This window comes from Streptomyces sp. NPDC028289 (assembly GCF_055565975.1).
The window spans coordinates 66,117-90,161 of sequence record NZ_JBVHTI010000008.1; the positions used below are offsets into that span (position 1 = coordinate 66,117).

The window sequence follows — 24,045 nt, forward strand, 5'->3', positions numbered from 1 at the left end:
CCGCGCGTCCGCTGTCACGCTCGGTTACTATGCTCACTTCGCGCCGGAGGTCACCCCGGTCGTCGACTGCATGGTTGAGAAGCTGGATGGCCAGGGAAAATGCTGCGACAAGTCACCGCGACCCGCTACATCACGCCCCTGCGGGAGGGCGGCTCGCTGCCCGGGCTCGTCGAGGGCGACGACTTCGGGACGTACGTCATGAAGTTCACCGGCGCGGGGCAGGGCCGCAAGACGCTGGTCGCCGAGGTCGTCTGCGGTGAACTCGCGCGCCGGCTCGGGTTCCGGATGCCCCGGCTGGTCACGGTCGAACTGGATCCGGTGCTGGGACTCGGCGAACCCGAGCAGCAGGTGCAGGACCTGCTGCGGGGCAGCGGCGGCACCAATCTCGGCATGGACTTCCTGTCCGGTGCCCTCGGCTTCGACCCGCTCGCCTTCGCGGTGAGCCCCGAGGAGGCCGGGCGGATCGTATGGTTCGACGCGCTGGTCAACAACGTCGACCGCTCCTGGCGCAACCCCAACCTGCTGGTCCACCAGGGCGACCTGTGGCTCATCGACCACGGCGCCACCATGATCTGGCAGCACAACTGGCCGTCGGCCGAGGCCTCCGCCGCCCGCCCGTACGATGCCGCCGACCACGCGCTGAGCGGGTTCGGCCCGGATGTCCGGGCGGCCGCCGCGGACTTGGCGCCCCGGGTCACCGAGGACCTGCTCGCCGAGGTCACCGCCGAGATCCCCGACGTCTGGCTCGCCGCCGAGCCCGGCTTCGACACCCCCGACGACCTGCGGCGCACCTACGCGCGGCCGCTGCTCGCCCGGGCCGCCGTCATCCACGAGCGCATCACCGGCATGGAGGGGGCCAAGTGAGCGAGACCCACATCAACGTGGCCGGACATATGACCGAGCGCCACATCACCCGCACCGGCCAGGGCGGCGACCGGGACGTCTTCGAGTACGCCCTGCTGCGCGTCGTACCCCGCGTGGAGCGCGGCGAGTGCATCAACGCCGGCGTGCTCGTGTACTGCCGGGCCAAGGGCTACGTCGGCGCCCGTACCCATCTGGACGAGGCCCGGCTGCTGGCCCTGGACCCGGACGCGGACGTCGCCGGGGTGCGGGCCGCGCTCGGGGCGGTGGAGGGTGTCTGCGCGGGCGGCGCGGCGGCGGGGCACGCGGCCGGCGACGACCCGGGGCGGCGCTTCCGCTGGCTGGTCGCGCCCCGCTCCACCGTCGTCCAGCCGGGACCCGTGCACACCGGGCTCACCCGTGACCCGGCGGCCGAGACGGAGCGGTTGCTGGACCTCCTGGTGAGGTAATGGATCACACTGCGCGGCGTGACGTTGACACCGCGTGCCAGGGCTTCTAGCGTCACGTCTGTCGAAGGTACTAAGCGGTCGCTCACCATCCGGCCGGGTTCTCGATCAGGTGTTCTCAAGGGCGAGGAGAAACAGCAATGTCCAGCACTGAGCAGCGGGTGGCCGTCGTCACCGGTGCAGCACGTGGCATCGGCGCCGCCACCGCCGTACGACTGGCCGCCGAGGGCCGCGCGGTCGCCGTGATCGACCTCGACGAAGCCGCCTGCAAGGACACCGTCGAGAAGATCACCGCGGCCGGCGGCAAGGCGATCGCGGTCGGCGCCGACGTCTCCGACGAGGCCCAGGTCGCCGCCGCGATCGCGCGCGTCGTCGAGGAGCTGGGCGCCCCGACCATCCTGGTCAACAACGCCGGCGTGCTCCGCGACAACCTGCTGTTCAAGATGTCCGCGTCCGACTGGGACACGGTCCTCAACGTGCACCTGCGCGGCTCCTTCCTGATGACCAAGGCCGTCCAGCAGCACATGGTCGAGGCCGGCTGGGGCCGGGTCGTCAACCTGTCCTCCTCCTCGGCGCTCGGCAACCGCGGCCAGGCCAACTACTCCGCCGCCAAGGCCGGTCTGCAGGGCTTCACGAAGACCCTCGCCATCGAGCTCGGCAAGTTCGGCATCACCGCCAACGCCGTCGCCCCCGGCTTCATCGCCACCGAGATGACCAAGGCCACCGCCGAGCGCGTGAAGATGGGCTTCGAGGAGTTCAAGGCCGCCGCGGCCACCCAGATCCCCGTGCAGCGCGTCGGCGAGCCCGAGGACATCGCCAACGCCATCGCCTTCTTCACGAACGAGGCCGCCGGCTTCGTCTCCGGCCAGGTGCTGTACGTGGCCGGCGGACCGCTCGACTAGAAGTACACCGGGGAACCTGGGGAACACTGACATGACTGAACTGCCCGAGCTGTCCGGCAAGGTCGCCATCATCACCGGCGCGAGCCGCGGCATCGGCTACGGCGTCGCCGAAGCGCTGATCGCCCGCGGCGACCGCGTCGCCATCACCGGCCGCAACGAGGACGCCCTCAAGGAGGCCGTCGAGAGCCTCGGCTCCGAGCGCGTCATCGGCATCGCCGGCAAGGCGCACGACCTGGCCCACCAGAGCGAGGTCGTCGAGCGCACCATGGCGGCCTTCGGCCGCGTCGACTACCTGGTCAACAACGCGGGAACCAACCCGGTGTTCGGCCCGATCGCCGACGTCGACCTGGACGTGGCCCGCAAGGTGTTCGAGACCAACGTGGTCTCCGCCCTCGGCTTCGCCCAGAAGACCTGGCACGCCTGGCAGAAGGAGAACGGCGGCGCCATCGTCAACATCGCCTCCGTCGCCGGCCTCTCGGCCTCGCCGTTCATCGGCGTGTACGGCATCAGCAAGGCCGCGATGATCAACCTGACCCAGCAGCTGGCGCACGAGTACGCCCCCGGCGTCCGGGTCAACGCGATCGCCCCCGCGGTCGTCAAGACCAAGTTCGCGGAAGCGCTGTACGAGGGCCGCGAGGCGGAGGCCGCCGCGGGCTACCCGCTCAAGCGGCTCGGCGTGCCCTCCGACATCGGCGGCGCCGCCGCGTTCCTCACCTCGGAGCAGTCCGACTGGGTCACCGGCCAGACGCTCGTCGTCGACGGCGGCATCTTCCTCAACGCCGGCGTGGCCTGACGGATCGCCGGGCGTCGTTTTCATCACAGATATTTGCCGCATGTGTGAGGAAAACGGCGCCCACGCCGTCGTACAAGATCCGCACGGCCGGATGACAACGTCGTCATAGCACACTCGATCAACGCCCGTGTTTCCGGGGTGCTTCAAGGCGCGCAACGCTGCGGTATGGTCTGCCGCCGACCCCTGGTACGGCGGATCGAGGAGCGTGCGCGTGTTCAACCGGAACCGAGGTCTGCGAAGAGTCGCCGCGCTCGCGTCCCTGACCCTGGTGGCCGGGTGCGGGGTGCTCTCCGGCAGCAGTGCGGACAACAGCGGGCCCATCGTCGTCGGCACGACCAGCGCCCCCAGCACCCTTGACCCGGCGGGATCGTGGGACGGCTCCTGGGAGCTGTTCCGGAACGTCTACCAGACACTGCTCGCCTACCCCGACGGCGCCACCACCCCGCAGCCCGACGCCGCGCAGAAGTGCGCCTTCACGGACTCCGGCTCCCGCACCTACCGCTGCGAACTGCGCTCCGGCCTGAAGTTCGCCGACGGCGACAAGCTCGACGCCGAGAGCGTCAAGTACTCCATAGACCGGATCCGGAGCATCAACGCGCCCAGCGGCCCGGCCGGACTGCTCGGCAGCCTCGACCGGGTGCAGGCGACCGGCGACCGCGAGGTGGTCTTCCACCTCAACAAGCCCGACGCCACCTTCCCGTTCGTGCTCGCCACCCCGGCCATGTCGATCGTCGATCCCGACGACTATCCGGCCCACTCGCTGCGCAAGGACGCCTCCGTGCACGGCTCCGGGCCGTACGCCCTCAAGTCCTACGAGGACGGCAAGCGGGCCGAACTGGTCCGCAACGACAACTACCAGGGCTTCGCCGACCGGCAGAACGACGCCGTGACCATCCGCTACTTCCAGGACTCGGCCACCATGGTCAAGGCCCTCAGGTCCGGGGACATCGACGTCACCTACCGCGGTCTCGCCGCCTCCGACATCGTGGCCCTGGAGGCGCACGGCAGCACCGACCTGCAGCTGATCGACGGCAGCGGCACGGACATCAGCTACCTGGTGTTCAACCCCGCGGACCCGTGGGCCAAGCTGCCCGCCGTGCGCAAGGCCGTCGCCCAGCTCGTCGACCGCGCCGCGATCGCCCACACCGTCTACAAGGACACCGTCGACCCGCTGTACTCCATGGTCCCGGCGGGCCTGACCGGCCACACCACCGGCTTCTTCGACGACTTCGGCGACCCCAGCACCTCCAAGGCCCGCAAGATCCTCGCCGACGCCGGCATCACCCAGCGCGTCCCGCTCACCTTCTGGTACACCACCGACCGCTACGGCTCCGAGACCGGACAGATGTTCCAGGAGCTCAAGCAGCAGCTCGACGACTCCGGGCTGTTCACCATCACCCTGAAGAGCCGGCCCTGGAAGACCTACGTCGTCGGCTACCAGAAGGGCGAGTACCCGGTGTTCGGCCGCGGCTGGTTCCCGGACTTCCCCGACGCCGACAACTTCATCGCGCCCTTCGTCGGTGAGCAGAATGCCCTCGGCACGCCCTACCCGTCCCCCGTGATCACCGGCAAGCTGCTGCCGCAGTCCCGCAGCGAGAGCGACCGCGCCGAGGTCGTCAAGGACTTCGAGGAGGCCCAGCAGATCCTCGTCAACGACGCGCGGCTGATCCCGCTGTGGCAGGGGCGGCAGTACGTCGCGGCCAGCGACGACATCTCCGGCGGCGAAAAGGCGCTCGACCCGTCGACGATCATGATGATGTGGGAGCTGCACCGCAAGACCAGCTGGTGAAACGGCCGTCCGGCCCCGGTTGTCAGTGGTCGCCTGTAGGTTTTTCGGTACCGGCAGGATCTGCAAGTGACCGCAATTCGTGAGGACGTTGACGTGACCGACATCGCCATGCTGCCCGAGTCCTGGCGCGGGGTTCTGGGTGACGAGCTGCAGCAGCCCTACTTCAAGGAGCTGACCGAGTTCGTCGAGGAGGAGCGGGCGAAGGGTCCCGTCTACCCGCCGCGCGAGGAGGTCTTCGCCGCGCTGGAGGCGACGCCGTTCGACCAGGTCAAGGTCTTCGTCCTCGGGCAGGACCCCTACCACGGCGAGGGCCAGGGGCACGGCCTGTGCTTCTCCGTCCGCCCCGGGGTGCGGATCCCGCCGTCCCTGCGGAACATCTACAAGGAGATGCGGGAGGAGCTGGGCTGGGAGTCCGTGCCGGACAACGGCTATCTGATGCCGTGGGCCCAGCAGGGCGTGCTGCTGCTCAACGCGGTCCTCACGGTCCGCGCCGGTGAGGCCAACTCGCACAAGAACAAGGGCTGGGAGAAGTTCACCGACGCGGTGATCCGAGCGGTCGCCGAGCGGCCCGACCCGGCCGTCTTCGTCCTCTGGGGCGGCTACGCGCAGAAGAAGCTCCGGCTGATCGACGAGACCCGGCACGTGGTGATCCAGGGTGCGCACCCGTCCCCGCTCTCCGCGAAGAAGTTCTTCGGCTCCCGTCCCTTCACCCACATCAACGAGGCGGTGGCGGCCCAGGGCCACGAGGCGATCGACTGGCGGATCCCGGACCTGGGCTGAGCACCCACAGAGGGCGCCTCGAAGCCGACCGGGAGCAACGCGCCCCGCCAGGGGCGCTGGGGGTACCCCCAGCCGGAGGCTGGGGGAGGAACTGCGCGATCAGCCACCGCCGGCCTGCGGTCCACCGCCGGCCCGCGGTCCCACGGCGCCGCCTGACGAGGAAATCCGGCGGCGCCGTCTAGCGTCGGCAGCACACAACGGCTTACAGCCCGGAGGGCCCCGTGGCGGAGCGACAGGAGCGTACGGCAGCCGACGCCGTGCTGACGCGGATCGGGCAGGTCGTGATACTGCACCACGCCGGGGACCGTGAGGAGGCCCGCCGGCGCCTGCTCGACCTGTGGGCGGAGCTCGGCGAGCACGGCGAGCCGGTGCACCGCTGCACCCTGGCCCACTACCTGGCCGACACCCAGGACGACCCGTCCGACGAACTCGCCTGGGACCTCAGGGCGTTGTCGGCGGCGGAGGAGGCGGAGGAGGCGGACGAGGCGGAGGGAGCCGCGGGGCTGCGCGGCTTCTACCCCTCCCTGCACCTGAACCTCGCCGCCGACTATGTGAAGCTCGGCCGTACCGACGCCGCCCGCAGCCACCTGGACCGGGCCCGCGGCACGGCCGCCGCACTCGGCGACGATGGGTACGGCAACGGGGTCCGGGCCGCGATCAGCCGCCTGGAACTACGGCTCGCGGATGACGGCGACCCGGGCGCCGACTCCTGGGGCCCACCGCGGCAGCGGCCGAAGTAGGGTCGCGCCGGCGTCTCAACGTCCGTACGTCTGCTCGCAGATCCGTGCCTGCGGACTGTCCGCGTCCCAGCCGCCGTACTGCTTGCCGAGGGCACACACGTCGGGCGCCTTCGGGACGGAGGGGGAGAGGCCGGGGAGGTCGGCCTGCGGGCTGTGCGACCGGGGCGCGCCGTGGGGGTGCGCAGTGGCGGCGCGCGGGGCCGCCGGGGCGCGGTGGGGGGTCGGGGGAGCGGGCGCGGGGGCGTGCGAGGCGGCCGGTGTGACGCGGCGGGCCGGGCGGGACGGGCCGACCATCTCCAGGGCCTCCTTGACCGGCGCCTGCACCACCCTCGGCTCGGCACTGCCGTCCGGGCGGGGCACCGACGGCAGCGAGGGCGCCGTACCCGGAGGCGGGCCGGGTGCCGCCGGGTGCTGGACCGTCACACAGCCGGAGAGGGCCGAGAAGGCTACGGTGACCAGGAGCGCTGCGGTGGTCGTCGTTCGATGCACCCGCGCAACTCTGCTGGGTCGGCGCGGAGGTTGACACCGTCGACAAGACTTTGGTGCCCCGCACGGGTGATCTCGCGCCCCGTACGGGGGACGGACGGGTGCCAGACTGACGTCAGTCGCCGGTCACGCCGTCGATCCGCTCCCGGATCAGGTCGGCATGGCCGTTGTGCCGGGCGTACTCCTCGATCATGTGGGTGTGGATCCAGCGCAGGCTGATCTGCTGCCCGGTGCGGCGGTGGCGGCCCTTTGAGAGGTCGTCCAGATCGAAGCCGGCCGCGGCCTGCCGGGCGGCCCCGATCTCGGCCTGCCAGGTCGCGTACGCCTCCTGCCAGGTGTCCGCCTCGGTGAGGTGGAACTCGGCGTCGGGGTCCTCGTCGCTGAAGTACAGCGGCGGCGCCTCCTCCCCGGCGAGGACCCTGCGGTACCAGGACCGCTCCACGTCGGCCATGTGCCGCACCAGCCCCATCAGGGACAGCGGGGACGGCTCCGCGGAGGCGGTCCGGAGCTGGGCGTCGGTCAGGCCCTCGCACTTCACCGCGAGGGTCTGCCGGTGGAACTCCAGCCAGCCCTCCAGCATGGTGCGGTCGTCGGCGTCCACGGCGGGCATACGGCGTTCGGTCGTCATGCCCGGCATCCTGGCCCACCGCGGGCCCCTCCCACCACGGATTATCGGCCCGTATGCTTCCCTTCAGGCAGGCGCGGGCAACCGCGGGCAACCACGTGGGGAGCGTCAGTGAAGGTCGGCTGCATCGGACTCGGCGACATCGCGCAGAAGGCGTACCTGCCGGTGCTGGCCGTGCAGCCGGGGCTCGAACTCCACGTCCAGACCCGCACCCCCGCCACCCTCGACCGGGTCGGCGACAGCCTCCACCTGCCCGCCGGCCGCCGGCACGCGACCCTGGACGACCTCCTCGCCCAGGACCTCGACGCCGCGTTCGTGCACGCGGCCACCGTCGCCCACCCCGAGATCGTCACCCGGCTGCTGGAGGCGGGCGTACCGACGTACGTCGACAAGCCCCTCGCCTACCGGCTCGCCGACTCCGAACGGCTCGTGGCGCTCGCCGAGGCGCGGAACGTGTCGCTGGCCGTCGGCTTCAACCGCCGCCACGCCCCCGGCTACGTGCAGTGCGCCGACCATCCGCGCGAGCTGATCCTGATGCAGAAGAACCGCGTCGGGCTGCCCGAGGAACCGCGGACGATGATCCTCGACGACTTCATCCACGTCGTCGACACCCTGCGCTTCCTCGCCCCCGGCCCGGTCGCGGACGTGACCGTCCGGGCCCGGGTCGCCGACGGCCTGCTGCACCACGTCGTCCTCCAGCTCGCCGGCGACGGCTTCACGGCGCTCGGCGTGATGAACAGGCTCAGCGGCTCGGCGGAGGAGATCCTGGAGGTGTCCGGCCAGGACACCAAGCGCCAGGTCCTCAACCTCGCCGAGGTGGTCGACCACAAGGGCCAGCCGACGGTCCGGCGGCGCGGCGACTGGGTGCCGGTCGCCCGGCAGCGCGGCATAGAACAGGCCGTGCTCGCCTTCCTGGACGCCGTCCGCGCCGGGAAGGTGCTCAGCGCCCGGGACGCACTGGCGACTCATGAGCTGTGCGAGCAGGTGGTACGAGAGGTTCGGCGGCGCTCCGGCGCAGCCTGACCGTCCGCACCCCCTCGGCCAGGCAGTACGCGGCCAGCACCAGCAGCGCGCCGTCCACCGGCCAGTCGCCGTACCGCACGAACGGGGTGACCCCGCGGGCGACCGGCACCTCGTAGACCCTGGCGGTGCTCGCGTCGGTGCCGAGCCACGGGCCGATCCGCTCGCCGCCCGGGCCGTAGACGGCGGAGACCCCGGTCAGCGTGGCGTGGACCATGGTGCGGCCGGTCTCGGCGGCCCGGAGCGCGGCCAGCGACGCGTGCTGCTCGGGGGCCCAGCTGTCCTGGAAGGAGGAGGTCGACGTCTGGCCGACCAGCACCTGCGCGCCGTCCTGGGCGAGATGCCGGCTCATGTCGGGGAACGCGGTCTCGAAGCAGATCATCGGGCCGATCCGCAGCCCGTGGCCGACGTCCATCACCACCTGCTCGGTGCCACGCCGCCGGTCCTCGCCGGCCGCCTTGCCGACCGAGGTGGCCCAGCCGAGCAGGGAGCGGGCCGGTATGTACTCGCCGAACGGAACAAGCCGCATCTTGTCGTACCGGTCCCCGGTCGGGCCGTCGGCGCCGACCAGCAGGGAGCTCTTGTAGATACCGGGCCGGTCGGAACGCCGGGCATCCACGTTGACCAGGATGTCCGCGCCGGTCTCGCGGGACAGCGCGGCGATCCGCCGAGCGAGGTCGGGCCGGTCCCCGAGGTCGTACCCGACGCTGCTCTCGCCCCAGACGATCAGATCGGGATGCTGCCCGGCCAGCTGCCGGGTCAGCTGCTCCTCCCGGTCGAACCGCCGGACGCCGCTGTCGGTGCCGTCGACGATGCCGGGCTGTACGACGGCGATCCGGACGTGCCCGTCGACATCCGGGCGCGGTGACCACGCCCAGGCGGCCGAGGTCGCGGCGGCCGTGGCCACCAGCGAGGCCACCGCCGGCAAGCGGGCCTCCCGCACGGATACCAGGACGGCGACCGCGACATTGACTGCCACCACCAGGAAGCTCAGCAGCCAGACCCCGCCGACCGAGGCCAGCCGCAGCGCCGGCGACACCTGCCACTGGGTCGCGCCGAGCATGCCCCACGGTCCGCCGAGCCCCTGCCAGGACCGCACCAGCTCCACCATCAGCCAGCCCGACGGCAGCACCAGCACCGCGGCCGCGGCCCGCCCCGGCGACGGCACCCCGCCCAGCAGCCGGCGCGTCACCCAGCCCCAGGGCGCCCAGAACACGCTCAGCAGACCGGCGATCAGGAAGATGAAGACGTGCAGGCTCGGCAGCAGCCAGTGGTGCACGGCGACCATGAACCCGAACCCGCCGCACCAGCCGTCGTACGCCGCCCGCCGCCCGGTCGGCGCCGAGCGCGCCAGCAGCAGCCACGGAACCAGCGCGACGTACGCGAACCACCACAGCGACGGCGCCGGAAAGGCCAGGACCGGCAGCGCGCCCGCGAGCGCCCCGACGCAGGAACGCCGCCACGGGGAGGTGAGCCAGCGCTCGACGGTCCTCATCCATCGCCTCCTGCCTGCGGGTCCTTCCAGTGTGCGGGACCCGCCGGGATCTCCGACAGGGGGCATGGGCGCGGGGTCAGTCGGACACGGCCACCGCACGCGGGTCGGGCAGCCTGCGCCACTTCTCCTCGACGACCACCTGACGCAGCCGCCAGCCGTCCGGGGTGCGCAGGAACGCGAAGGAGTAGCGGCCGCCGCACACGAAGTCCGGGGCGGTGGAGGCGCCGTCGCCGCCGGCGAAGCGCATGGGGTTGACGTAGTCGGCCTGCAGACGCGCGGTGTCGCCGGTGTCGTGGTCCAGGATCCCGAACCGCACCCGGCGGTTGACGATCAGATGCTGCCGCATCGAGAAGAGGGTCAGGTTCTCCGCGAGCCACCCGGCCACCTGCCCGGCATCGCCCTCTATCCCGCCGGCGGAGCGGTAGTCTGCCCGCCCGTCCGCCGTGAACAGCCTCCGGTACGCCGCCCAGTCCCCGTCGTCGACGGCCACCGCGTACTCGGTGACCATCTCGTCCACGGCCAGCCGGTCCATCACGGTCGCGAGCTCCACACGCTGCGTCATCGGCTCAGTGTTGGGCACGGGGCGGGCGGAGCCAAGGGGCCCGGGCGATATTCGGTGATGTTCGAACCGGACCGCCCTCCGGCCCCGGCCCGGGAACGGCCGGGGCATCGAACGGGAATCCGGGTTCCGTATCCGTGCCCGGCACGCGGACTCCACGTCACCGAGGAGGACCGGGGCGGGCGCATTCGACCTCGCGCATGCGCCCGAAGAAGTCGGCGAGCACTGTCCGGGGGCGACCAACTCCCGCGCGCCGCCGTCATAAGATCGTCGTCCGGTCGGTCCGAGGAGGTTTTCGATGGTGCGTCCCGTCACGGTGGTCACCGGTGGCAGCCGGGGTATCGGCGCCGCGACCTGTCTGCGGCTCGCGGCCGACGGGCACGATGTGGTGATCGGTTACGTCCGGGACGAGGACGCCGCCGAGGCGGTCGCGGAGGGGGTACGCAAGGGCGGGGCGCGCTGTGCCGTCGTCCGGGTGGACACGTCCGTGGAGGCCGATGTGGAGGGGCTGTTCGACACGGCGGAGCGGGAACTGGGGGCCGTCACCGGGCTGGTGAACAACGCCGCCGTGACCGGGCCGTTCGGGCGGCTGGCCGACGCGGAGACCTCGGATCTCCGCCGGGTGGTCGAGGTCAACCTGCTGGGCACGCTGCTGTGTTCGCGCCGTGCGGCCCGGTTGATGGCGGCCCGGGGGAGCGGCGCGATCGTGAACGTGTCCTCGGCGGCGGCCACCCTCGGCAGCCCCGGCGAATACGTCCACTACGCGGCGACCAAGGCGGCCGTCGACGCCCTCACCGTGGGCCTCGCGAAGGAACTCGGCCCCGACGGCGTGCGGGTCAACGCGGTGGCACCCGGTGTGATCGACACGGAGATCCACGCGGCGATGGGCGACCCCGGCCGAGCCGAACGGGTCGGTCACACCACGCCGTTGGGCCGCGCCGGCCGGCCCGAGGAGATCGCCGCCGCGATCGCCTGGCTGCTGTCCCCCGAGGCCTCCTACACGACCGGCACGGTGCTGCGCGTCTCCGGCGGCCGCTGACCCCTCAGCCGGTCAGGCCGCCTCGATGATCTGCTCGCGGATCGCCGCGGCCCACTCGACCACCAGCAGCTCGTACTCCGTCCGCTCCTGGGCCGACAGCGTTCCGCCCGCACGCAGCCACAGCGCCCGGATGTGCTCGTTGACCTCGGCAGCAGACCGCACGGAACCAGGGGTTCGGGAATCGGGGGACATACGAAACAGCGTAGGGGCAGGAACTGACCGTGCGCTACCGGGCCACTACGCAGACCGTATGGGGTTGGTCACGGGCGATACGGCGGGCGGGTGGCCGCGCCTTGGCTTTCGCCAGGCGGGTCGTCGGGGCTTCGGCCGGCCCTTGTGCCCCTGTGCGGGACTTCGCCCTTGCCGGAGCGGGTGCGGCGGCCCGAAACCCCAGGAAAGCAGCGGATGCCGGGGGTTGGCCGAGATGCGGCGCCCGGCCGTCGTCGCCTGATCGTTGCCCGGTCGTCCCTTCGTCGTCCCTTTGCGGTCCACCGACGCCAAGCCCGTCGTCACCCCGTCGGCAGCGCCGAGGCGAGCAGTGCGAGCTTCTCGGCGCTGCCGCTCCCCGGGTCCGGGTGGTAGACGACGAGCGTCTGGCCCGCCGCGCCGCTGACGTTCAGCCGCTCCCGGTTCAGTCGTAGCCGGCCGACCTGGGGGTGGTCGACGACCTTGGCCGCGCCCTCGCAGGACGCCACGTCGTGACGGGCCCAGAGACGGCTGAAGTGCGGGCTGGCGAGGGAGAGTTCGCCGACGAGCTCGATGACGCGCGGGTCGTCCGTGTCGGTCCCGACGGAGCGCCGGAAACCGGCGACCATGCCGGCACCGGCCTCCTCCCAGCCGGGGTGGAGGGCCTGCTCGGCGGGGTCGAGGAACATGTCCCGGAGCCGGTTGGCGCCGACCGAGAAACGCGGGGACAGCGCGGTCGCCAGGGCGTTGACGGCGAGGACGTCGAAGTAGCGGCCCTCGACCAGAGCGGGGAGCGGGAGAGCGGCGAGGAGCTGGGCGACGCCGGGCGGGACGGTCTCCTTCCGGGCGTGGCGCCGGCGCCGGCGGGGCCGCTCGGCGCCGAGGCGGAGCAGATACGCCGTCGCGTCCTCGTCGAGCCGCAGCACGCGCGCGAGGGACTCGAGGACCTGCACGGAGGGGTTGCGGTCGCGGCCCTGTTCCAGGCGCAGGTAGTAGTCGGCGCTGATGCCCGCCAGCATCGCGACCTCCTCCCGGCGCAGGCCCGGCACCCGCCGTACCCCCTGTACGGGGATGCCGACCTGCTCCGGCGTGACCAGCTCGCGGCGGGCGCGCACGTACGAGCCCAGCAGGTTCGGTTCGTCGGTCATCCCGCCACCGTAATGCGGCTACCGCGCTCGTGCCTGGTCCTGTCACCCCCAGGACCACCAGGGCTCTGCCCGCTCCGGGGCCGGGCCGCAAGCGTGGTGGGTGACGGCGACGAGCAAACCGAGGAGCACGATCATGTCGACGTATCTGCTGGTACACGGCGCCTGGCACAGCGGCGAGTGCTGGGAGCGGGTGGTCCCCCTGCTGGCGGCGGCGGGGCACCGGGTGTACGCGCCCTCCCTGACCGGCCATGGCGAGAAGGCCTCTCTGCTCGGCCCGGACGTCGGCCTCGACACCCACGTGGCCGACGTCGTCGGGCTGATCAGGGACGAGGACCTCACCGACGTCGTCCTCGTCGGACACAGCTACGCGGGGCTGGTCATCTCCTCCGCGGCCAACGAAGTCCCGGATCGCGTCGGGCACCTGGTCTATCTCGACGCGATGGTCCCGGAGCACGGCGAGACCGCGGCCGACGTCCAGCCCGCGACCCTGGGCCTGATCGAGAGGGCTCTTGCGTCCGGCAGCGGGTGGCGGGTTCCGCCGCTGCCCGAACTGCCGCCGCCCTACGGCCTGTTCGGGGTGACCGAGGCGGCGGACGTGGCGTGGCTGCGCGGCATGCTGTCCGACCAGGCGGTGCGCAGCATGCAGGAGCCGGTGCGGTTGGACGATCCCGCCGTCCGCACGATCCCCCGGACGCACATCCACTGCGTGGCGAACGTTCCGCAGGGCATCGTCCGCCGTCCGGTGCCCGCGACCGAGCAGGTGTGGGAACTGCCCACCGGCCACGACTGCATGATCACCATGCCGGCCGAACTCGCCGACCTCCTGCTCAAGCTGGGGTGATTGCGAGCGGATATTCGCTGGGCCCGGCAGCGGCGTGTCCGTAGGGTCGGCGTATGACGGACGACGAGAACCAGCGGGCCGTACTGGCGGCCGTCCACGCGGAATTGCGGCTCCTCGATCCCGAGGTGCGTGCCCGCCCGGACCTCGTCCTGGAGCTGCTCGACCCGGAGTTCACCGAGGTGGGGGTCTCCGGGCGGCGCTGGGACGCGACGTCGATCCTGACGGTGACCAGCGGCGGGTCGGTGTCCGCGGAGTCACCGGTCGAGGTGAGCGAGATGTCCGGGACCGTCCTGGCCCCGGGCATCGTGCACCTCACGTACTTCGCGGACAACCAGGGCCGCCGGGCGTGGCGCAGCTCCCTGTGGCGGCTGACGGAGACGGGCTGGCGCGTGTACTACCACCAGGGCACCCTGGCCGCCGCCCACGACTGAGCCCGGCTGAAGCCGTCGCGCCGGGTCGTCGGTCGTCCGCGGCAGTGTTGTGGCTGGTCGCGCAGTTCCTACCCCCAGCCTTCGGTCGGGGGTACCCCCAGCGCCCCTTTCGGGGCGTTGTCGGCTAGCTTGCCGACTCCGCCGCGTGTGGGCTCAGGACGTCCGCCGAGACCAGGGCGATGATGACGATGCCCAGGGCGATGCGGTACCAGACGAACGGCATGAAGCTCTTGTTGGAGATCCACTTCATGAACCAGGCGATCACCGCGTAGCCGGACGCGAACGCGATCACCGTGGCGAACAGGGTCGGGCCCCAGGCCACATGGCCCTCGCTCACCGAGTCCTTGACCTCGAAGGCGCCGGAGGCCAGCACCGCCGGGATGGCGAGGAGGAAGGAGTAGCGGGCCGCCGCCTCGCGCTTGTAGCCCATGAACAGGCCGCCGCTGATGGTGGCACCGGAGCGGGAGACGCCGGGGATCAGGGCGCAGGCCTGGCAGAGGCCGTAGATCAGGCCGTCCTTGACGCCGAGGTTCTCCAGCGTCTTGCGCTGCTTGGGGGCGCGGTGCCTGCCGCCCGTCTCGTCGCGGGCGGCGAGCCGGTCGGCGATGCCGATGACGACGCCGACGACGATGAGCATGGTCGCGGTGATGCGCAGGTCGCGGAACGGGCCCTCGATCTGGTCCTTCAACGTCACGCCCAGCAGACCGATGGGGATCGAGCCCACGATCACCAGCCAGCCCATCTGGGCGTCGTGGTTCCGCCGCATCGCCTTGTCGAACAGCGACCGGAACCAGGCCGAGACGATCCGCCCGATGTCCCTGCGGAAGTAGATCAGCACCGCGGTCTCCGTGCCGATCTGGGTGATCGCCGTGAAGGCGGCCCCCGGGTCCTTCCAGCCGGAGAAGGCCGCGGTCAGCCGCAGATGCGCGCTGGAGGAGACGGGCAGGAACTCGGTCAGCCCCTGGACGAGTCCGAGGACCAGCGATTCAAACCAAGACATGAAGGTACGGCGTCCCAGGGGTGAGGAAGGGGCTGGCGGTCGCGAGGGCGCAGGTGATCATTCGCGTGCAACCGCAGCGTAGCGGGCCGGGGTGACAGGGGGGACACAGGGGTTCGGCAGGCGGACCCGCGGCCACGGGGTGTTGACCGGCCAAGGTGCCGCCGCTTACGTTTCTGCAGGAGAAAGCGCTTGCTCCGCACATCGGGGTGCGGGTGCGGCGCACTCCGGGCGGGTTCGCCCATCGTCGGTTCACGCCCGAGGAGTGCTGATCACGTCCATGCCCCGCTCCCCCCGCTCCACGGCCCCCTTCGCCGGCCGCCGCATCCGGGCCGCCGTCGTCGGCGCCGGCGCCATCGGGCGCGGCTCCCATCTGCCCGCCCTCGCTCAGCTGGCCGCGGAGGGCGAGACCGAGGTCGTCGCCGCCGTCGACATCGATGCCACCGCCGTCGAGGCGATGTGCGCCGAGGCCGGCATCCCTCACGGCTACACCGACCTGGACCGGATGCTCGCCGAACAGCGGCCCGACCTGGTCACCATCGGCACCCCGCCGACCCTGCACCGGGACCAGACGGTGGCCGCGCTGCGGGCCGGCGCCTGGGTGTGGTGCGAGAAGCCGCCCGTGCCGAGCCTCGCCGACTTCGACGCGGTCGAGGCGGAGGAGGGGGCGGACGGCGGGCCGTACGCCTCGATCGTCTTCCAGCACCGCTTCGGCTCCGCGTCCACCCATGTACGGCGGCTGCTCGCCGAGGGGGCGCTGGGCCGCCCGCTGGTCGCCCACTGCCAGACCACCTGGTACCGGGACACCGCTTACTACGCGGTGCCCTGGCGGGGCCGCTGGGCGACCGAGGGCGGCGGCCCGGCGATGGGCCACGGCATCCACCAGATGGATCTGCTCCTCGACCTGCTCGGGCCGTGGAGCGAGGTGCGGGCGATGGCCGGCCGGCTGGTGCACGAGGTGGAGACCGAGGATGTCTCCACCGCCCTGGTCCGGTTCGCGAACGGCGCCCTGGCCACCGTCGTGAACAGCGTGCTCAGCCCCGACGAGGTGAGCCGCATCCGCATCGACTGCGAGCGCGCGACGGTCGAACTGACCCACCTGTACGGGCACGCCAACGACAACTGGCGCATCACCCCGGCCCCGGACGTCCCCGCCGACGAGGCGGCGGCCTGGCGGGACTTCGGCCCGGACGTGCCCAGCTCGCACCTGGCCCAGCTGCGCGAACTGATCGCCAGCATGCGGGCGGGGGAGCGGCCGCGCAGCAGCGGCGCGGACGGGCGTACCAGCCTGGAGCTGATCACCGCCCTGTACAAGGCGGCGTTCACCGACGTGACGGTCCGCGCGGGCGAGATCGGTCCGGGTGATCCTTATTACACGGCCCTGCACGGGAACGCCCCGGGCTGGGCGCCGGCCGCGCGCGAGGAGGTGTCCGCGTGAGCGGCGACCTGCGGATCACGCACACCCACGGCGACCGGGTCACCGTGACCGAGCCGGTCACCGGGGTGCAGCTCTTCTCGTACGTCTACCGGCCCGAGGCGGCCTGGGAGGCGCCGCGGCCCTACCTCCACCCGGTGCGCACCCTCGCCGGGGACGTCGTCACCGACTACCGCCCCAACGACCACCGCTGGCACAAGGGCATCTCCCTGACCGCCTCGCACCTGTCGGGCGCGAACCTGTGGGGCGGCAACTCCTATGTCCACGGCCAGGGTTACGTGGCCATCCCGGAGCGCGTCGGCTCGATGCGGCACGCGGGCTTCGACGAGCTGTCGTCGGCCGACGGCCGACTGGTCGTGGCGGAACGGCTGACCTGGCATCCGTACGACGGGACGCTGTGGGCGGAGGAGCGGCGCCGCATCGAGGTCCACGACGTGGACCCCGATGCGCGTTCCTGGGCGCTCACCTGGACCAGCGCGATCACCAACCGCCGTGCCGAACCGCTGCTGTTCGGCAGCCCGACCACGGCCGGGCGTGAACAGGCGGGCTACACCGGCCTGTTCTGGCGCGGCCCGCGCGCCTTCCGGGACGGCCGGATCGTCGGCCCGCAGGGGGAGGGGCCGGAGTCCATGGGCTCCCAGTCCCCCTGGCTTGCCCTGTCCGGCGAGCACGACGGCGCCGACGGCCATGCCACCGTCGTCTTCGAACACGCCCCGGAGAACGACCACTCGGGCGTCCACGGCAGCCACCCCGCCCACTGGTTCGTGCGCAACGACCCGTTCGCCGGCATCGCCCCTTCCTGGGCCTTCCACGACGAGCTGGAACTGGCCCCGGGCGACACCCTCCGGCGCCGCTACCGGGTCGTCGTCGCCGACGGCGCCTGGGAGCGCGCGGAGATCGCCAAGTACCTGGAGGCGCATCCCTGGTGAGGGCCGGGGAGTAGTACCGCTCAGGCGGCTTCCGGTCCGGTGACGGTCCAGCCCGGTGCCTGCGGGTGGGCCGTCGAGTCCCCGTGCCGCACCGGATCGCCGCAGGCCGCGCAGGTGACGACCGGGGTGAGGGTCTTCCCGCAGCCGTGCTCGATCACCATGGGGCGGTCGCCGTGCGGGTGGAGGTGGCGGTCGCCCCAGGCCATCAGGGTCAGCAGGACCGGCTCCAGTTCGAGCCCCGCCTGCGTGGCCAGGTACTCGAAGCGCTGCGGCCGCTCGCTGTAGACGCGTTTGGTGAGGATCCCCGCGTCGACGAGCCGGCGCAGCCGGGTGGCCAGGATGTCGCGGGGTGCGCCGATGTTGCGCACCAGCTGGTCGAAGCGGCCGTTGCCCAGGCACACCTCCCGCAGGACCAGCAGGGAGTACTTCTCGCCGACGAGTGCCAGGGCGTCGGCGATCGAACACGGGCGGGGGTCCTTGGGGGCGGCCATGAGGCCAGTCTAGTGGAGGGTTGGATTTCCAAACCCTCGGGGTTATGGTGGGTTCGGTTTTCCTACTCACCGGTAATCGAGACTGGCAATCGAGGTCCCCGAGATGCGTGACGCAGTCATCGTCGAAGCCGTGCGCACCCCCGTCGGCAAGGGCAAGCCGAACGGGTCCCTGGCGCACGTCCACCCCGTCGAACTCCTCGCCCACACCCTGCGCACCCTCGTCGAGCGCTCCGGCGTCGACCCCGCCCTCGTCGACGACGTGATCGGCGGCACCGTCGACCAGGTCGGCGAGCAGGCCATGAACACCACCCGGTACGCCCTTCTGTCCGCCGGTTTCCCCGAGACCGTCCCGGCGACCACCGTGGACCGCCAGTGCGGCTCCTCCCAGCAGGCCGTGCACTTCGCCGCGCAGGGCGTCATGTCCGGTGCCTACGACATCGTGATCGCCTGCGGCGTCGAGTCGATGAGCCGGGTGCCGATGTGGTCCAACGTGCCGGCCGGCAAGGACCCCTTCGGCCCCGGAGTCGCCGCGCGCTACCCGGAGGGCCTGGTCCCGCAGGGCATCAGCGCCGAGCTCATCGCCGCGAAGTGGTCGATCAGCCGCGCGGAGATGGACGCCTTCGCGGTCTCCTCGCACCAGAAGGCGGCGGCCGCGTGGGCGGCGGGACTGTTCGACGCGCAGGTGGCTCCGCTGGACGGTGTCGCCCGCGACGAGTCGGTACGGCCCGGCACCACCGCCGAGGTCCTCGCCGGGCTCAAGCCCGCCTACTACGACCCCGGCTTCGCCGAGCGGTTCCCGCAGATCGAGTGGAACGTCACCGCGGGCAACGCGAGCCCGGTCAACGACGGCGCGTCCGCGGTGCTCATCACCTCCGCGGAGACCGCGGCGAGGCTCGGGCTGCGGCCACTGGCCCGCCTGCACGAGTTCGCCGTCACCGGCTCCGACCCGTTGCTGATGCTGACCGGCGTGATCCCCGCGACGGAGAAGGTGCTGCGGCGGGCCGGGCTCGGCATCGGGGACATCGACCTGTTCGAGGTCAACGAGGCGTTCTCCAGCGTGGTGCTGGCCTGGCGGCAGGAGACCGGGGCCGATCTGGCGAAGGTGAACGTGAACGGCGGGGCCATTGCTCTGGGGCATCCGCTGGGGGCCAGTGGGACTCGGCTGACCACGACGCTGGTGCATGCGATGCGGGAACGCGGCGCTCGCTTCGGGCTTCAGACGATGTGTGAGGCGGGCGGGTTGGCCAACGCGATGATTCTGGAGGCTGTGAGGTAGGGGGGCGGGTGCCCAATGGGGTGCCGCGTGGTGTCGGTGGACGGCTGCCGCGCCGTCGGGGCTGGGCGCGCAGTTCCCCGCGCCCCTTACGGGGCGCTGCAGTTGCGGGGCGCTGTAGCTGTGGGGCGTTATCGCCTGGGGCGTAGGTGGTGGCGTTTTCTCCAGGCCACGACTGCTCCGGCCACCGCCGGGACGACGATCGCCGCCACCGAGATCAGGAACACCGGGGACGTCGGGGTCGAGGCGCGGGCGCCTGCCACTACGTAGGCGGCGACGTTCGGGATCGAGCCCAGGGCCGTGGCCACCAGGAACGGTGTGCAGCGCATGCGGGAGACGGCTGCCGCGTAGTTCGCGGCCCAGAACGGGACGCCTGGGAACAGGCGTACCGCCAGCATCGAGCGGAAGCCGTGCCTGCTGAACTGGTTGTCCGCCGCCTTCAGGAGCCGGCCGCGCAGCAGCGGGCGCAGGGCCTCCTGGCCGAGCATCCGGCCGAGCACGAAGGAGATCCACGCCCCGAGCACGGTGCCGGCCATGGCCGCGCCCATGCCCAGTGCCGAGCCGAACAGCGCGCCGGCCGCCAGGTTCAGGATCGGCCGGGGCACGAACGCCACCGTGATCAGGCCGTATGCCACCGCGAAGACCACCACCGCGGTGGTGCCCGCCACATGGGGCGGCCAGCCCTGCGTCATCAGCTTCTGGGGCTCGAAGAGCAGGACCGACGCCCCGGCCGCCGCCAGCAGCGCGACGAGCAGGGACAGCCGGGACCACGGCGACAGCAGCACGCGTGTGCAGCGTGCGCCGAAGCTGATCGGAGCGGGCACGGCGATGGTCAGCTCCTTGGCGGCGGCCCGGGGAGAGGCCGTGGCGGTGCCAGAGCGGTTGGCATCGAGCATTCGGTGACACTAACCGAAGCCGATGTGTGATCGCCGTATGGATCCTGTCCCTCGGGTGAACCGGAGCCGCGGAAAACCGTTCGACGTGGGGTGACGCGTCGGTCATGATCTGTGTCATGTTCCGGTTCGCCTTCCTCGTCGCAGCATCCGCAGTCGCGGATGCGCCGAAGGCTGCCGTTCCCGTTCTCGCGGCCGCTGTCGACGGCGCCCGAAGCTGACCCTCCCCGGAAAGTCCGGCGGACCCCGCAGGGGGAGGGTCGGCCAGTTCCTCGGGGTCCCCGCTCTTCCTTCGGACAAGCTTCGAGGTACAGCCATGCCCAAGACGGCATACGTCCGCACCAAACCGCATCTCAACATCGGCACGATGGGCCATGTCGACCACGGCAAGACCACCCTGACCGCCGCCATCACCAAGGTCCTCGCCGAGCGCGGCACCGGCACGTTCGTGCCGTTCGACCGCATCGACCGGGCCCCCGAGGAGGCCGCCCGCGGCATCACCATCAACATCGCGCACGTCGAGTACGAGACCGACACCCGGCATTACGCCCATGTGGACATGCCGGGCCATGCGGACTACGTCAAGAACATGGTCACCGGGGCCGCGCAGCTGGACGGCGCGATCCTCGTCGTCTCCGCGCTCGACGGGATCATGCCGCAGACCGCCGAACACGTGCTGCTCGCCCGGCAGGTGGGCGTCGACCACGTGGTGGTCGCGCTGAACAAGGCGGACTCGGCCGACGAGGAACTGGTCGAACTCGTCGAGCTGGAGGTCCGCGAGCTGCTCAGTTCGCACGGCTACGGCGGTGACTCCCTGCCCGTCGTACGGGTCTCCGGGCTCAAGGCGCTGGAGGGGGACCCGCGTTGGACGGCGTCGATCGAGGCGCTGCTCGACGCGGTGGACACCTACGTGCCGATGCCCGAGCGGTATCTGGACGCGCCGTTCCTGCTGCCGGTGGAGAACGTGCTCACCATCACCGGGCGCGGGACCGTCGTGACCGGTGCGATCGAGAGGGGGACCGTGCGGGTCGGGGACCGGGTCGAGGTGCTCGGCGCGGACGTCGAGACGGTCGTCACCGGCCTGGAGACCTTCGGGAAGCCGATGGACGAGGCGCAGGCCGGGGACAACGTGGCGCTGCTGTTGCGGGGCGTGCCCCGGGACGCGGTGCGGCGGGGGCATGTGGTCGCGGCGCCGGGGAGCGTGGTGCCGGCCCGGCGGTTCTCGGCGCGGGTGTACGTCCTGTCGGGGCGTGAAGGGGGTCGTACGACTCCCGTCTCGACGGGGTACCGGCCGCAGTTCTACATCCGTACGGCGGATGTGGTCGGGGACGTCGACCTCGGCGAGACGGCGGTCGCCCGGCCCGGGGACACGGTGGAGATGACCGTGGAGCTGGGGCGGGACGTGCCGCTGGAGGCGGGGCTGGGGTTCGCCATCCGTGAGGGCGGCCGGACCGTGGGGGCGGGGACCGTGACCTCCGTGGAGTGAGGGGGCCGTGACCTCCGTGGTGGGAGGTCGCTGTGTGTGGGGGACTGCGGGCCGGTGGGGGCCGGTCGCGCAGTTCCCCGCGCCCCTGCGGAGGCATCGGCGTCGCACAATGGAGAAGTGAACGAATCCATACCCGTCGTCCGGGTCACCGAGCACGGGACCGCCAAGCTGATGCCCGATGTCGATCGGGAGCGGGCCTGGTTGCTGACCGTCGACGGGGCGCCGCAGTCGTACGTGGATCTCGACGAGCCGACGCATCTCGAGTTCGAGTACGCCCGGCGGCTCGGGTATGTGCTGGACGCCGTGGCGGAGGCCGGTGTGCCTCTGGACGTGCTGCATCTCGGCGGCGGTGCCTGCACGCTTCCCCGGTACGTGGCGGCTACCCGGCCCGGGTCCCGGCAGGATGTCGTGGACGCCGACCGGGAGCTGCTGGACCTGGTCACCGAGCATCTGCCGCTGGTGGACGGCACCGGGATCGCCCTGCACGCCGCCGATGCGCGGGGCTGGCTGGAGGCGGCGCCCGGGGACTCGGCCGACGTGATCGTCGCCGACGTCTTCGGCGGGTCCCGGATCCCCGCGCATCTGACCTCGCTGGGGTACGCGAGGCAGGCGGAGCGGGTGCTGCGGGGCGACGGGGTCTACCTGGCCAACCTCGCGGACTCGGCCCCCTTCGGCTTCCTGCGCTCCCAACTCGCGACGTTCGCCGCCGTCTTCGAGGAGCTGGCGCTCATCGCCGAGCCCGGCGTGCTGCGCGGGCGGCGGTTCGGGAACGCGGTGCTCATCGCCTCGCACCGGCCGGTCGACGCGGGTGCGCTGGCCCGTCGTACGGCTGCCGACGCCTTCCCGGCGCGGGTCGAACACGGGCCCGCGCTGCGGGAGTTCGTCGGCGCTGCCCGGCCGGTCGGGGACGCGGACGCCGTACCGTCACCCGAGCCCCCCGGCGGAGCGTTCGGGATCGGGTGAGGCGGCCGACGGCCGGGTGGTGACGGGGACCGTGCGGCGGGTGAGGTCGCGGACGTCCGGGACGAGGAGCACCGCGGCCGTGACGGCGACGACCAGGCCGGCGCAGCCCCACAGGGCCGGGCCCCGGCCGAAGGCCTGCTCGGCGGGGCCGGCCAGCGCCATCGCCAGGGGCAGCAGGGAGACGGAGCCGAACCAGTCGTACGCCGAGACCCGGGAGAGCTTCTCCTCGGGGATCTCCTGGTGCAGCGCGGTCATCCAGGAGACGCCGAAGACCTCGACCGTCGTGCCCGCCACGAACATCACCGCACAGAGGACTCCCACGGGGGCCGGCACCGCGAGCGCCGCGGAGGGGAGCGCGAGCGGGAAGACGCAGAGGGTGCCGACGAACAGGAGCCGGCGGGGTTTCCAGCGGGTCATCAGGAGGGCGCCGGCCACCGTACCCGCGCCGAACGCGGCCAAGGCCAGGCCCCAGGGGCCGGCTCCGCCCAGGCTGTCGCGAGCCACCAGCGGGCCGTAGACCGCGTCGGCGGCGCCCACCACCGCGTTCGCGATCGAGAACTGCACGACGATCCCCCACAGCCAGGGACGGACCGTGAACTCCCGCCAGCCGTCCCGGAGATCGGCCAGCATCCCGTCGCCCGGTTCTCGCGGCGCGATGTGGCTGACGTCGAGGAACGAACGCAGCACACCGGCGACCGCGAACGCCGCCGCGTCCACCGCCAGCACCCAGCCGGGGCCCACCGCCGCCACCAGCGCGCCGCCCAGGGCCGCGCCCCCGAGGGCGGCGCTCTGCATCGCCATCCGGAACACGGCGAAGGCACGGCTCGCCTGTTCGCCGCTCACCGAGGACAGCAGCATGCCCTCCGCCGCCGGGCTGAAGAACGCCTGGCCGGTGCCGCCCAGCGCGGTGAGCAGCATCATCTGCCACAGGCGGGGGTCGCCGGTGAGTACGAGGACGGCGAAGGCGCCCTGCGAGAGGAAGTTGAGGGCGTTGGCCGCGACCATCACGCGGTGGCGGGGGAAACGATCCGCCACGGCGCCGCCGACGAGCAGGAACAGCACCAGCGGGAAGGTGCGGGCGGCGGCCACCAGACCGACGTCCCCGGCGTCGCCGCCCGCGTCCAGCACCGCGAACGCGGCGGCGATCAGGGAGCCGTTGGCACCCAGGCTCGTCACGATCGTCGCCGCGGTCAGCAGGCTGTAGTTGCGGCCCGCCCAGGCGGGTCTGCGCAGGCGGGAGGCGGTGCCGGGGGTGCTGGAGGGGCCGGGGAAGTCGGAGGCGGAGGTCACCGCCCGACTATCCCCGCCGGGAGCCCGCCCTGCCAACCCGATTCCCGGGCATCCCGTCCTCCGGCATCCGGGCCTCCGGCATCCGGGCCTCCGGTGTCCGGGCCTCCGGCATCCGGGCCTCCGGCATCCGGGCCTCCGGTGTCCGGG

Annotated in this window: 26 protein-coding genes; 16 read left to right on the forward strand and 10 right to left on the reverse strand. The window is 72.1% G+C overall.

Going from position 1 to position 24,045, the window contains the following annotated elements; all coding sequences use genetic code 11:
- Nucleotides 1–99: 99 nt before the first annotated feature.
- The 7 genes from ACZ4UV_RS36965 (at nucleotide 100) to ACZ4UV_RS36995 (ending at nucleotide 6,311) form a co-directional block, all read left to right on the forward strand.
- Nucleotides 100–864: a HipA family kinase gene (locus ACZ4UV_RS36965; RefSeq protein WP_467844008.1), complete on the forward strand. Its 765-nt coding sequence runs from the start codon at nucleotides 100–102 to the stop codon at nucleotides 862–864.
- A 29-nt stretch (nucleotides 865–893) separates the two neighbouring features.
- Nucleotides 894–1,310: a DUF3037 domain-containing protein gene (locus tag ACZ4UV_RS36970; protein ID WP_351501647.1), complete on the forward strand. Its 417-nt coding sequence runs from the start codon at nucleotides 894–896 to the stop codon at nucleotides 1,308–1,310.
- Nucleotides 1,311–1,447: 137 nt separating this feature from the next.
- Entirely contained in the window at nucleotides 1,448–2,209 is a 762-nt protein-coding gene (gene fabG, locus ACZ4UV_RS36975) for a 3-oxoacyl-ACP reductase FabG (RefSeq protein ID WP_089105586.1), read from the forward strand.
- A 31-nt stretch (nucleotides 2,210–2,240) separates the two neighbouring features.
- A complete protein-coding gene (locus ACZ4UV_RS36980) occupies nucleotides 2,241–3,002 on the forward strand; it encodes an SDR family oxidoreductase (RefSeq protein WP_351501619.1) in 762 nt (253 codons plus the stop codon).
- A 211-nt stretch (nucleotides 3,003–3,213) separates the two neighbouring features.
- Nucleotides 3,214–4,791: an ABC transporter substrate-binding protein gene (locus ACZ4UV_RS36985; RefSeq protein ID WP_451020263.1), complete on the forward strand. Its 1,578-nt coding sequence runs from the start codon at nucleotides 3,214–3,216 to the stop codon at nucleotides 4,789–4,791.
- Between the two features lie 93 nt (nucleotides 4,792–4,884).
- A complete protein-coding gene (gene ung, locus ACZ4UV_RS36990; protein ID WP_390047483.1) occupies nucleotides 4,885–5,571 on the forward strand; it encodes a uracil-DNA glycosylase in 687 nt (228 codons plus the stop codon).
- A 221-nt stretch (nucleotides 5,572–5,792) separates the two neighbouring features.
- A complete protein-coding gene (locus ACZ4UV_RS36995) occupies nucleotides 5,793–6,311 on the forward strand; it encodes a hypothetical protein (protein WP_351501626.1) in 519 nt (172 codons plus the stop codon).
- Between the two features lie 15 nt (nucleotides 6,312–6,326).
- Here the strand turns inward: ACZ4UV_RS36995 and ACZ4UV_RS37000 are convergent, their stop codons facing one another.
- Nucleotides 6,327–6,800, reverse strand: coding sequence for a hypothetical protein (locus tag ACZ4UV_RS37000; RefSeq protein WP_467844014.1), 474 nt, complete (start codon nucleotides 6,798–6,800; stop codon nucleotides 6,327–6,329).
- A 112-nt stretch (nucleotides 6,801–6,912) separates the two neighbouring features.
- A complete protein-coding gene (locus ACZ4UV_RS37005) occupies nucleotides 6,913–7,425 on the reverse strand; it encodes a DinB family protein (protein ID WP_451020641.1) in 513 nt (170 codons plus the stop codon).
- Between the two features lie 108 nt (nucleotides 7,426–7,533).
- Here ACZ4UV_RS37005 and ACZ4UV_RS37010 point away from each other — a divergent pair, with 108 nt between their 5' ends.
- A complete protein-coding gene (locus tag ACZ4UV_RS37010) occupies nucleotides 7,534–8,445 on the forward strand; it encodes a Gfo/Idh/MocA family protein (protein WP_390047387.1) in 912 nt (303 codons plus the stop codon).
- Here the strand turns inward: ACZ4UV_RS37010 and lnt are convergent.
- Both lnt and ACZ4UV_RS37020 read right to left on the reverse strand, forming a co-directional pair.
- On the reverse strand, nucleotides 8,363–9,937 hold the full coding sequence (gene lnt / locus ACZ4UV_RS37015) for an apolipoprotein N-acyltransferase (protein ID WP_390047385.1): 1,575 nt from the start codon (nucleotides 9,935–9,937) through the stop codon (nucleotides 8,363–8,365). The two genes, ACZ4UV_RS37010 and lnt, sit on opposite strands and share 83 nt — an antisense overlap.
- A 76-nt stretch (nucleotides 9,938–10,013) precedes the next feature.
- Nucleotides 10,014–10,499 (reverse strand): nuclear transport factor 2 family protein, encoded by a 486-nt coding sequence (locus tag ACZ4UV_RS37020; RefSeq protein WP_351501637.1) that lies wholly within the window; start codon nucleotides 10,497–10,499, stop codon nucleotides 10,014–10,016.
- 295 nt (nucleotides 10,500–10,794) lie between these two features.
- Here ACZ4UV_RS37020 and ACZ4UV_RS37025 point away from each other — a divergent pair, with 295 nt between their 5' ends.
- Nucleotides 10,795–11,535, forward strand: coding sequence for an SDR family oxidoreductase (locus ACZ4UV_RS37025; protein WP_390047382.1), 741 nt, complete (start codon nucleotides 10,795–10,797; stop codon nucleotides 11,533–11,535).
- Nucleotides 11,536–11,547: 12 nt separating this feature from the next.
- On the opposite strand, the gene ACZ4UV_RS37030 is transcribed toward ACZ4UV_RS37025, so the two are convergent.
- Nucleotides 11,548–11,727, reverse strand: coding sequence for a hypothetical protein (locus ACZ4UV_RS37030; RefSeq protein ID WP_089105573.1), 180 nt, complete (start codon nucleotides 11,725–11,727; stop codon nucleotides 11,548–11,550).
- A 317-nt stretch (nucleotides 11,728–12,044) separates the two neighbouring features.
- Nucleotides 12,045–12,869, reverse strand: a complete 825-nt coding sequence (locus ACZ4UV_RS37035) for a helix-turn-helix domain-containing protein (RefSeq protein ID WP_390047380.1) — start codon at nucleotides 12,867–12,869, stop codon at nucleotides 12,045–12,047.
- Between the two features lie 133 nt (nucleotides 12,870–13,002).
- On the opposite strand from ACZ4UV_RS37035, the gene ACZ4UV_RS37040 reads away from it, so the two are divergent.
- Nucleotides 13,003–13,710, forward strand: a complete 708-nt coding sequence (locus tag ACZ4UV_RS37040; RefSeq protein ID WP_451020643.1) for an alpha/beta hydrolase — start codon at nucleotides 13,003–13,005, stop codon at nucleotides 13,708–13,710.
- A 53-nt stretch (nucleotides 13,711–13,763) separates the two neighbouring features.
- Nucleotides 13,764–14,141: a nuclear transport factor 2 family protein gene (locus ACZ4UV_RS37045; protein ID WP_467844024.1), complete on the forward strand. Its 378-nt coding sequence runs from the start codon at nucleotides 13,764–13,766 to the stop codon at nucleotides 14,139–14,141.
- Between the two features lie 124 nt (nucleotides 14,142–14,265).
- On the opposite strand, the gene ACZ4UV_RS37050 is transcribed toward ACZ4UV_RS37045, so the two are convergent.
- Nucleotides 14,266–15,141 (reverse strand): undecaprenyl-diphosphate phosphatase, encoded by an 876-nt coding sequence (locus tag ACZ4UV_RS37050; protein WP_451020645.1) that lies wholly within the window; start codon nucleotides 15,139–15,141, stop codon nucleotides 14,266–14,268.
- A gap of 277 nt (nucleotides 15,142–15,418) precedes the next feature.
- Between ACZ4UV_RS37050 and ACZ4UV_RS37055 the strand changes: the two genes are divergently transcribed.
- Together ACZ4UV_RS37055 and ACZ4UV_RS37060 are read left to right on the forward strand one after the other, a co-directional pair.
- Nucleotides 15,419–16,576 carry a Gfo/Idh/MocA family protein gene (locus ACZ4UV_RS37055; RefSeq protein WP_451020646.1) on the forward strand — a complete coding sequence of 386 codons (1,158 nt, stop codon included), beginning with the start codon at nucleotides 15,419–15,421 and terminating at the stop codon, nucleotides 16,574–16,576.
- Entirely contained in the window at nucleotides 16,573–17,502 is a 930-nt protein-coding gene (locus ACZ4UV_RS37060) for a DUF6807 domain-containing protein (RefSeq protein ID WP_390047371.1), read from the forward strand. Before ACZ4UV_RS37055 ends, ACZ4UV_RS37060 begins: the two co-directional genes overlap by 4 nt.
- A 20-nt stretch (nucleotides 17,503–17,522) precedes the next feature.
- On the opposite strand, the gene ACZ4UV_RS37065 is transcribed toward ACZ4UV_RS37060, so the two are convergent.
- On the reverse strand, nucleotides 17,523–17,993 hold the full coding sequence (locus ACZ4UV_RS37065; protein ID WP_451020647.1) for a winged helix-turn-helix transcriptional regulator: 471 nt from the start codon (nucleotides 17,991–17,993) through the stop codon (nucleotides 17,523–17,525).
- Nucleotides 17,994–18,096: 103 nt separating this feature from the next.
- Between ACZ4UV_RS37065 and ACZ4UV_RS37070 the strand changes: the two genes are divergently transcribed.
- Entirely contained in the window at nucleotides 18,097–19,269 is a 1,173-nt protein-coding gene (locus ACZ4UV_RS37070; protein WP_351494549.1) for a thiolase family protein, read from the forward strand.
- Between the two features lie 128 nt (nucleotides 19,270–19,397).
- Here the strand turns inward: ACZ4UV_RS37070 and ACZ4UV_RS37075 are convergent, their stop codons facing one another.
- Nucleotides 19,398–20,162 carry a TVP38/TMEM64 family protein gene (locus ACZ4UV_RS37075; protein ID WP_467844031.1) on the reverse strand — a complete coding sequence of 255 codons (765 nt, stop codon included), beginning with the start codon at nucleotides 20,160–20,162 and terminating at the stop codon, nucleotides 19,398–19,400.
- A 313-nt stretch (nucleotides 20,163–20,475) separates the two neighbouring features.
- Here ACZ4UV_RS37075 and tuf point away from each other — a divergent pair, with 313 nt between their 5' ends.
- Together tuf and ACZ4UV_RS37085 are read left to right on the forward strand one after the other, a co-directional pair.
- The gene (gene tuf / locus ACZ4UV_RS37080; RefSeq protein WP_467844033.1) at nucleotides 20,476–21,645 is read left to right on the forward strand and encodes an elongation factor Tu; all 1,170 of its coding nucleotides are present in this window, start codon (nucleotides 20,476–20,478) and stop codon (nucleotides 21,643–21,645) included.
- Nucleotides 21,646–21,762: 117 nt separating this feature from the next.
- Nucleotides 21,763–22,608 (forward strand): spermidine synthase, encoded by an 846-nt coding sequence (locus tag ACZ4UV_RS37085; RefSeq protein WP_451019132.1) that lies wholly within the window; start codon nucleotides 21,763–21,765, stop codon nucleotides 22,606–22,608.
- On the opposite strand, the gene ACZ4UV_RS37090 is transcribed toward ACZ4UV_RS37085, so the two are convergent.
- Nucleotides 22,570–23,898 carry an MFS transporter gene (locus ACZ4UV_RS37090; protein ID WP_467844037.1) on the reverse strand — a complete coding sequence of 443 codons (1,329 nt, stop codon included), beginning with the start codon at nucleotides 23,896–23,898 and terminating at the stop codon, nucleotides 22,570–22,572. The genes ACZ4UV_RS37085 and ACZ4UV_RS37090 overlap by 39 nt on opposite strands.
- Nucleotides 23,899–24,045 lie beyond the last annotated feature (147 nt).

Coding starts and splice junctions, on each gene's coding strand:
- ACZ4UV_RS36965 (WP_467844008.1), top strand. CDS start 100: ATGCTGCGACAAGTCACCGCGACCCGCTACATCACGCCCCTGCGGGAG.
- ACZ4UV_RS36970 (WP_351501647.1), top strand. CDS start 894: ATGACCGAGCGCCACATCACCCGCACCGGCCAGGGCGGCGACCGGGAC.
- fabG (WP_089105586.1), top strand. CDS start 1,448: ATGTCCAGCACTGAGCAGCGGGTGGCCGTCGTCACCGGTGCAGCACGT.
- ACZ4UV_RS36980 (WP_351501619.1), top strand. CDS start 2,241: ATGACTGAACTGCCCGAGCTGTCCGGCAAGGTCGCCATCATCACCGGC.
- ACZ4UV_RS37005 (WP_451020641.1), bottom strand. CDS start 7,425: ATGACGACCGAACGCCGTATGCCCGCCGTGGACGCCGACGACCGCACC.
- lnt (WP_390047385.1), bottom strand. CDS start 9,937: ATGAGGACCGTCGAGCGCTGGCTCACCTCCCCGTGGCGGCGTTCCTGC.
- ACZ4UV_RS37020 (WP_351501637.1), bottom strand. CDS start 10,499: ATGACGCAGCGTGTGGAGCTCGCGACCGTGATGGACCGGCTGGCCGTG.
- ACZ4UV_RS37025 (WP_390047382.1), top strand. CDS start 10,795: ATGGTGCGTCCCGTCACGGTGGTCACCGGTGGCAGCCGGGGTATCGGC.
- ACZ4UV_RS37030 (WP_089105573.1), bottom strand. CDS start 11,727: ATGTCCCCCGATTCCCGAACCCCTGGTTCCGTGCGGTCTGCTGCCGAG.
- ACZ4UV_RS37035 (WP_390047380.1), bottom strand. CDS start 12,869: ATGACCGACGAACCGAACCTGCTGGGCTCGTACGTGCGCGCCCGCCGC.
- ACZ4UV_RS37040 (WP_451020643.1), top strand. CDS start 13,003: ATGTCGACGTATCTGCTGGTACACGGCGCCTGGCACAGCGGCGAGTGC.
- ACZ4UV_RS37045 (WP_467844024.1), top strand. CDS start 13,764: ATGACGGACGACGAGAACCAGCGGGCCGTACTGGCGGCCGTCCACGCG.
- ACZ4UV_RS37050 (WP_451020645.1), bottom strand. CDS start 15,141: ATGTCTTGGTTTGAATCGCTGGTCCTCGGACTCGTCCAGGGGCTGACC.
- ACZ4UV_RS37055 (WP_451020646.1), top strand. CDS start 15,419: ATGCCCCGCTCCCCCCGCTCCACGGCCCCCTTCGCCGGCCGCCGCATC.
- ACZ4UV_RS37065 (WP_451020647.1), bottom strand. CDS start 17,993: ATGGCCGCCCCCAAGGACCCCCGCCCGTGTTCGATCGCCGACGCCCTG.
- ACZ4UV_RS37070 (WP_351494549.1), top strand. CDS start 18,097: ATGCGTGACGCAGTCATCGTCGAAGCCGTGCGCACCCCCGTCGGCAAG.
- ACZ4UV_RS37075 (WP_467844031.1), bottom strand. CDS start 20,162: ATGCTCGATGCCAACCGCTCTGGCACCGCCACGGCCTCTCCCCGGGCC.
- tuf (WP_467844033.1), top strand. CDS start 20,476: ATGCCCAAGACGGCATACGTCCGCACCAAACCGCATCTCAACATCGGC.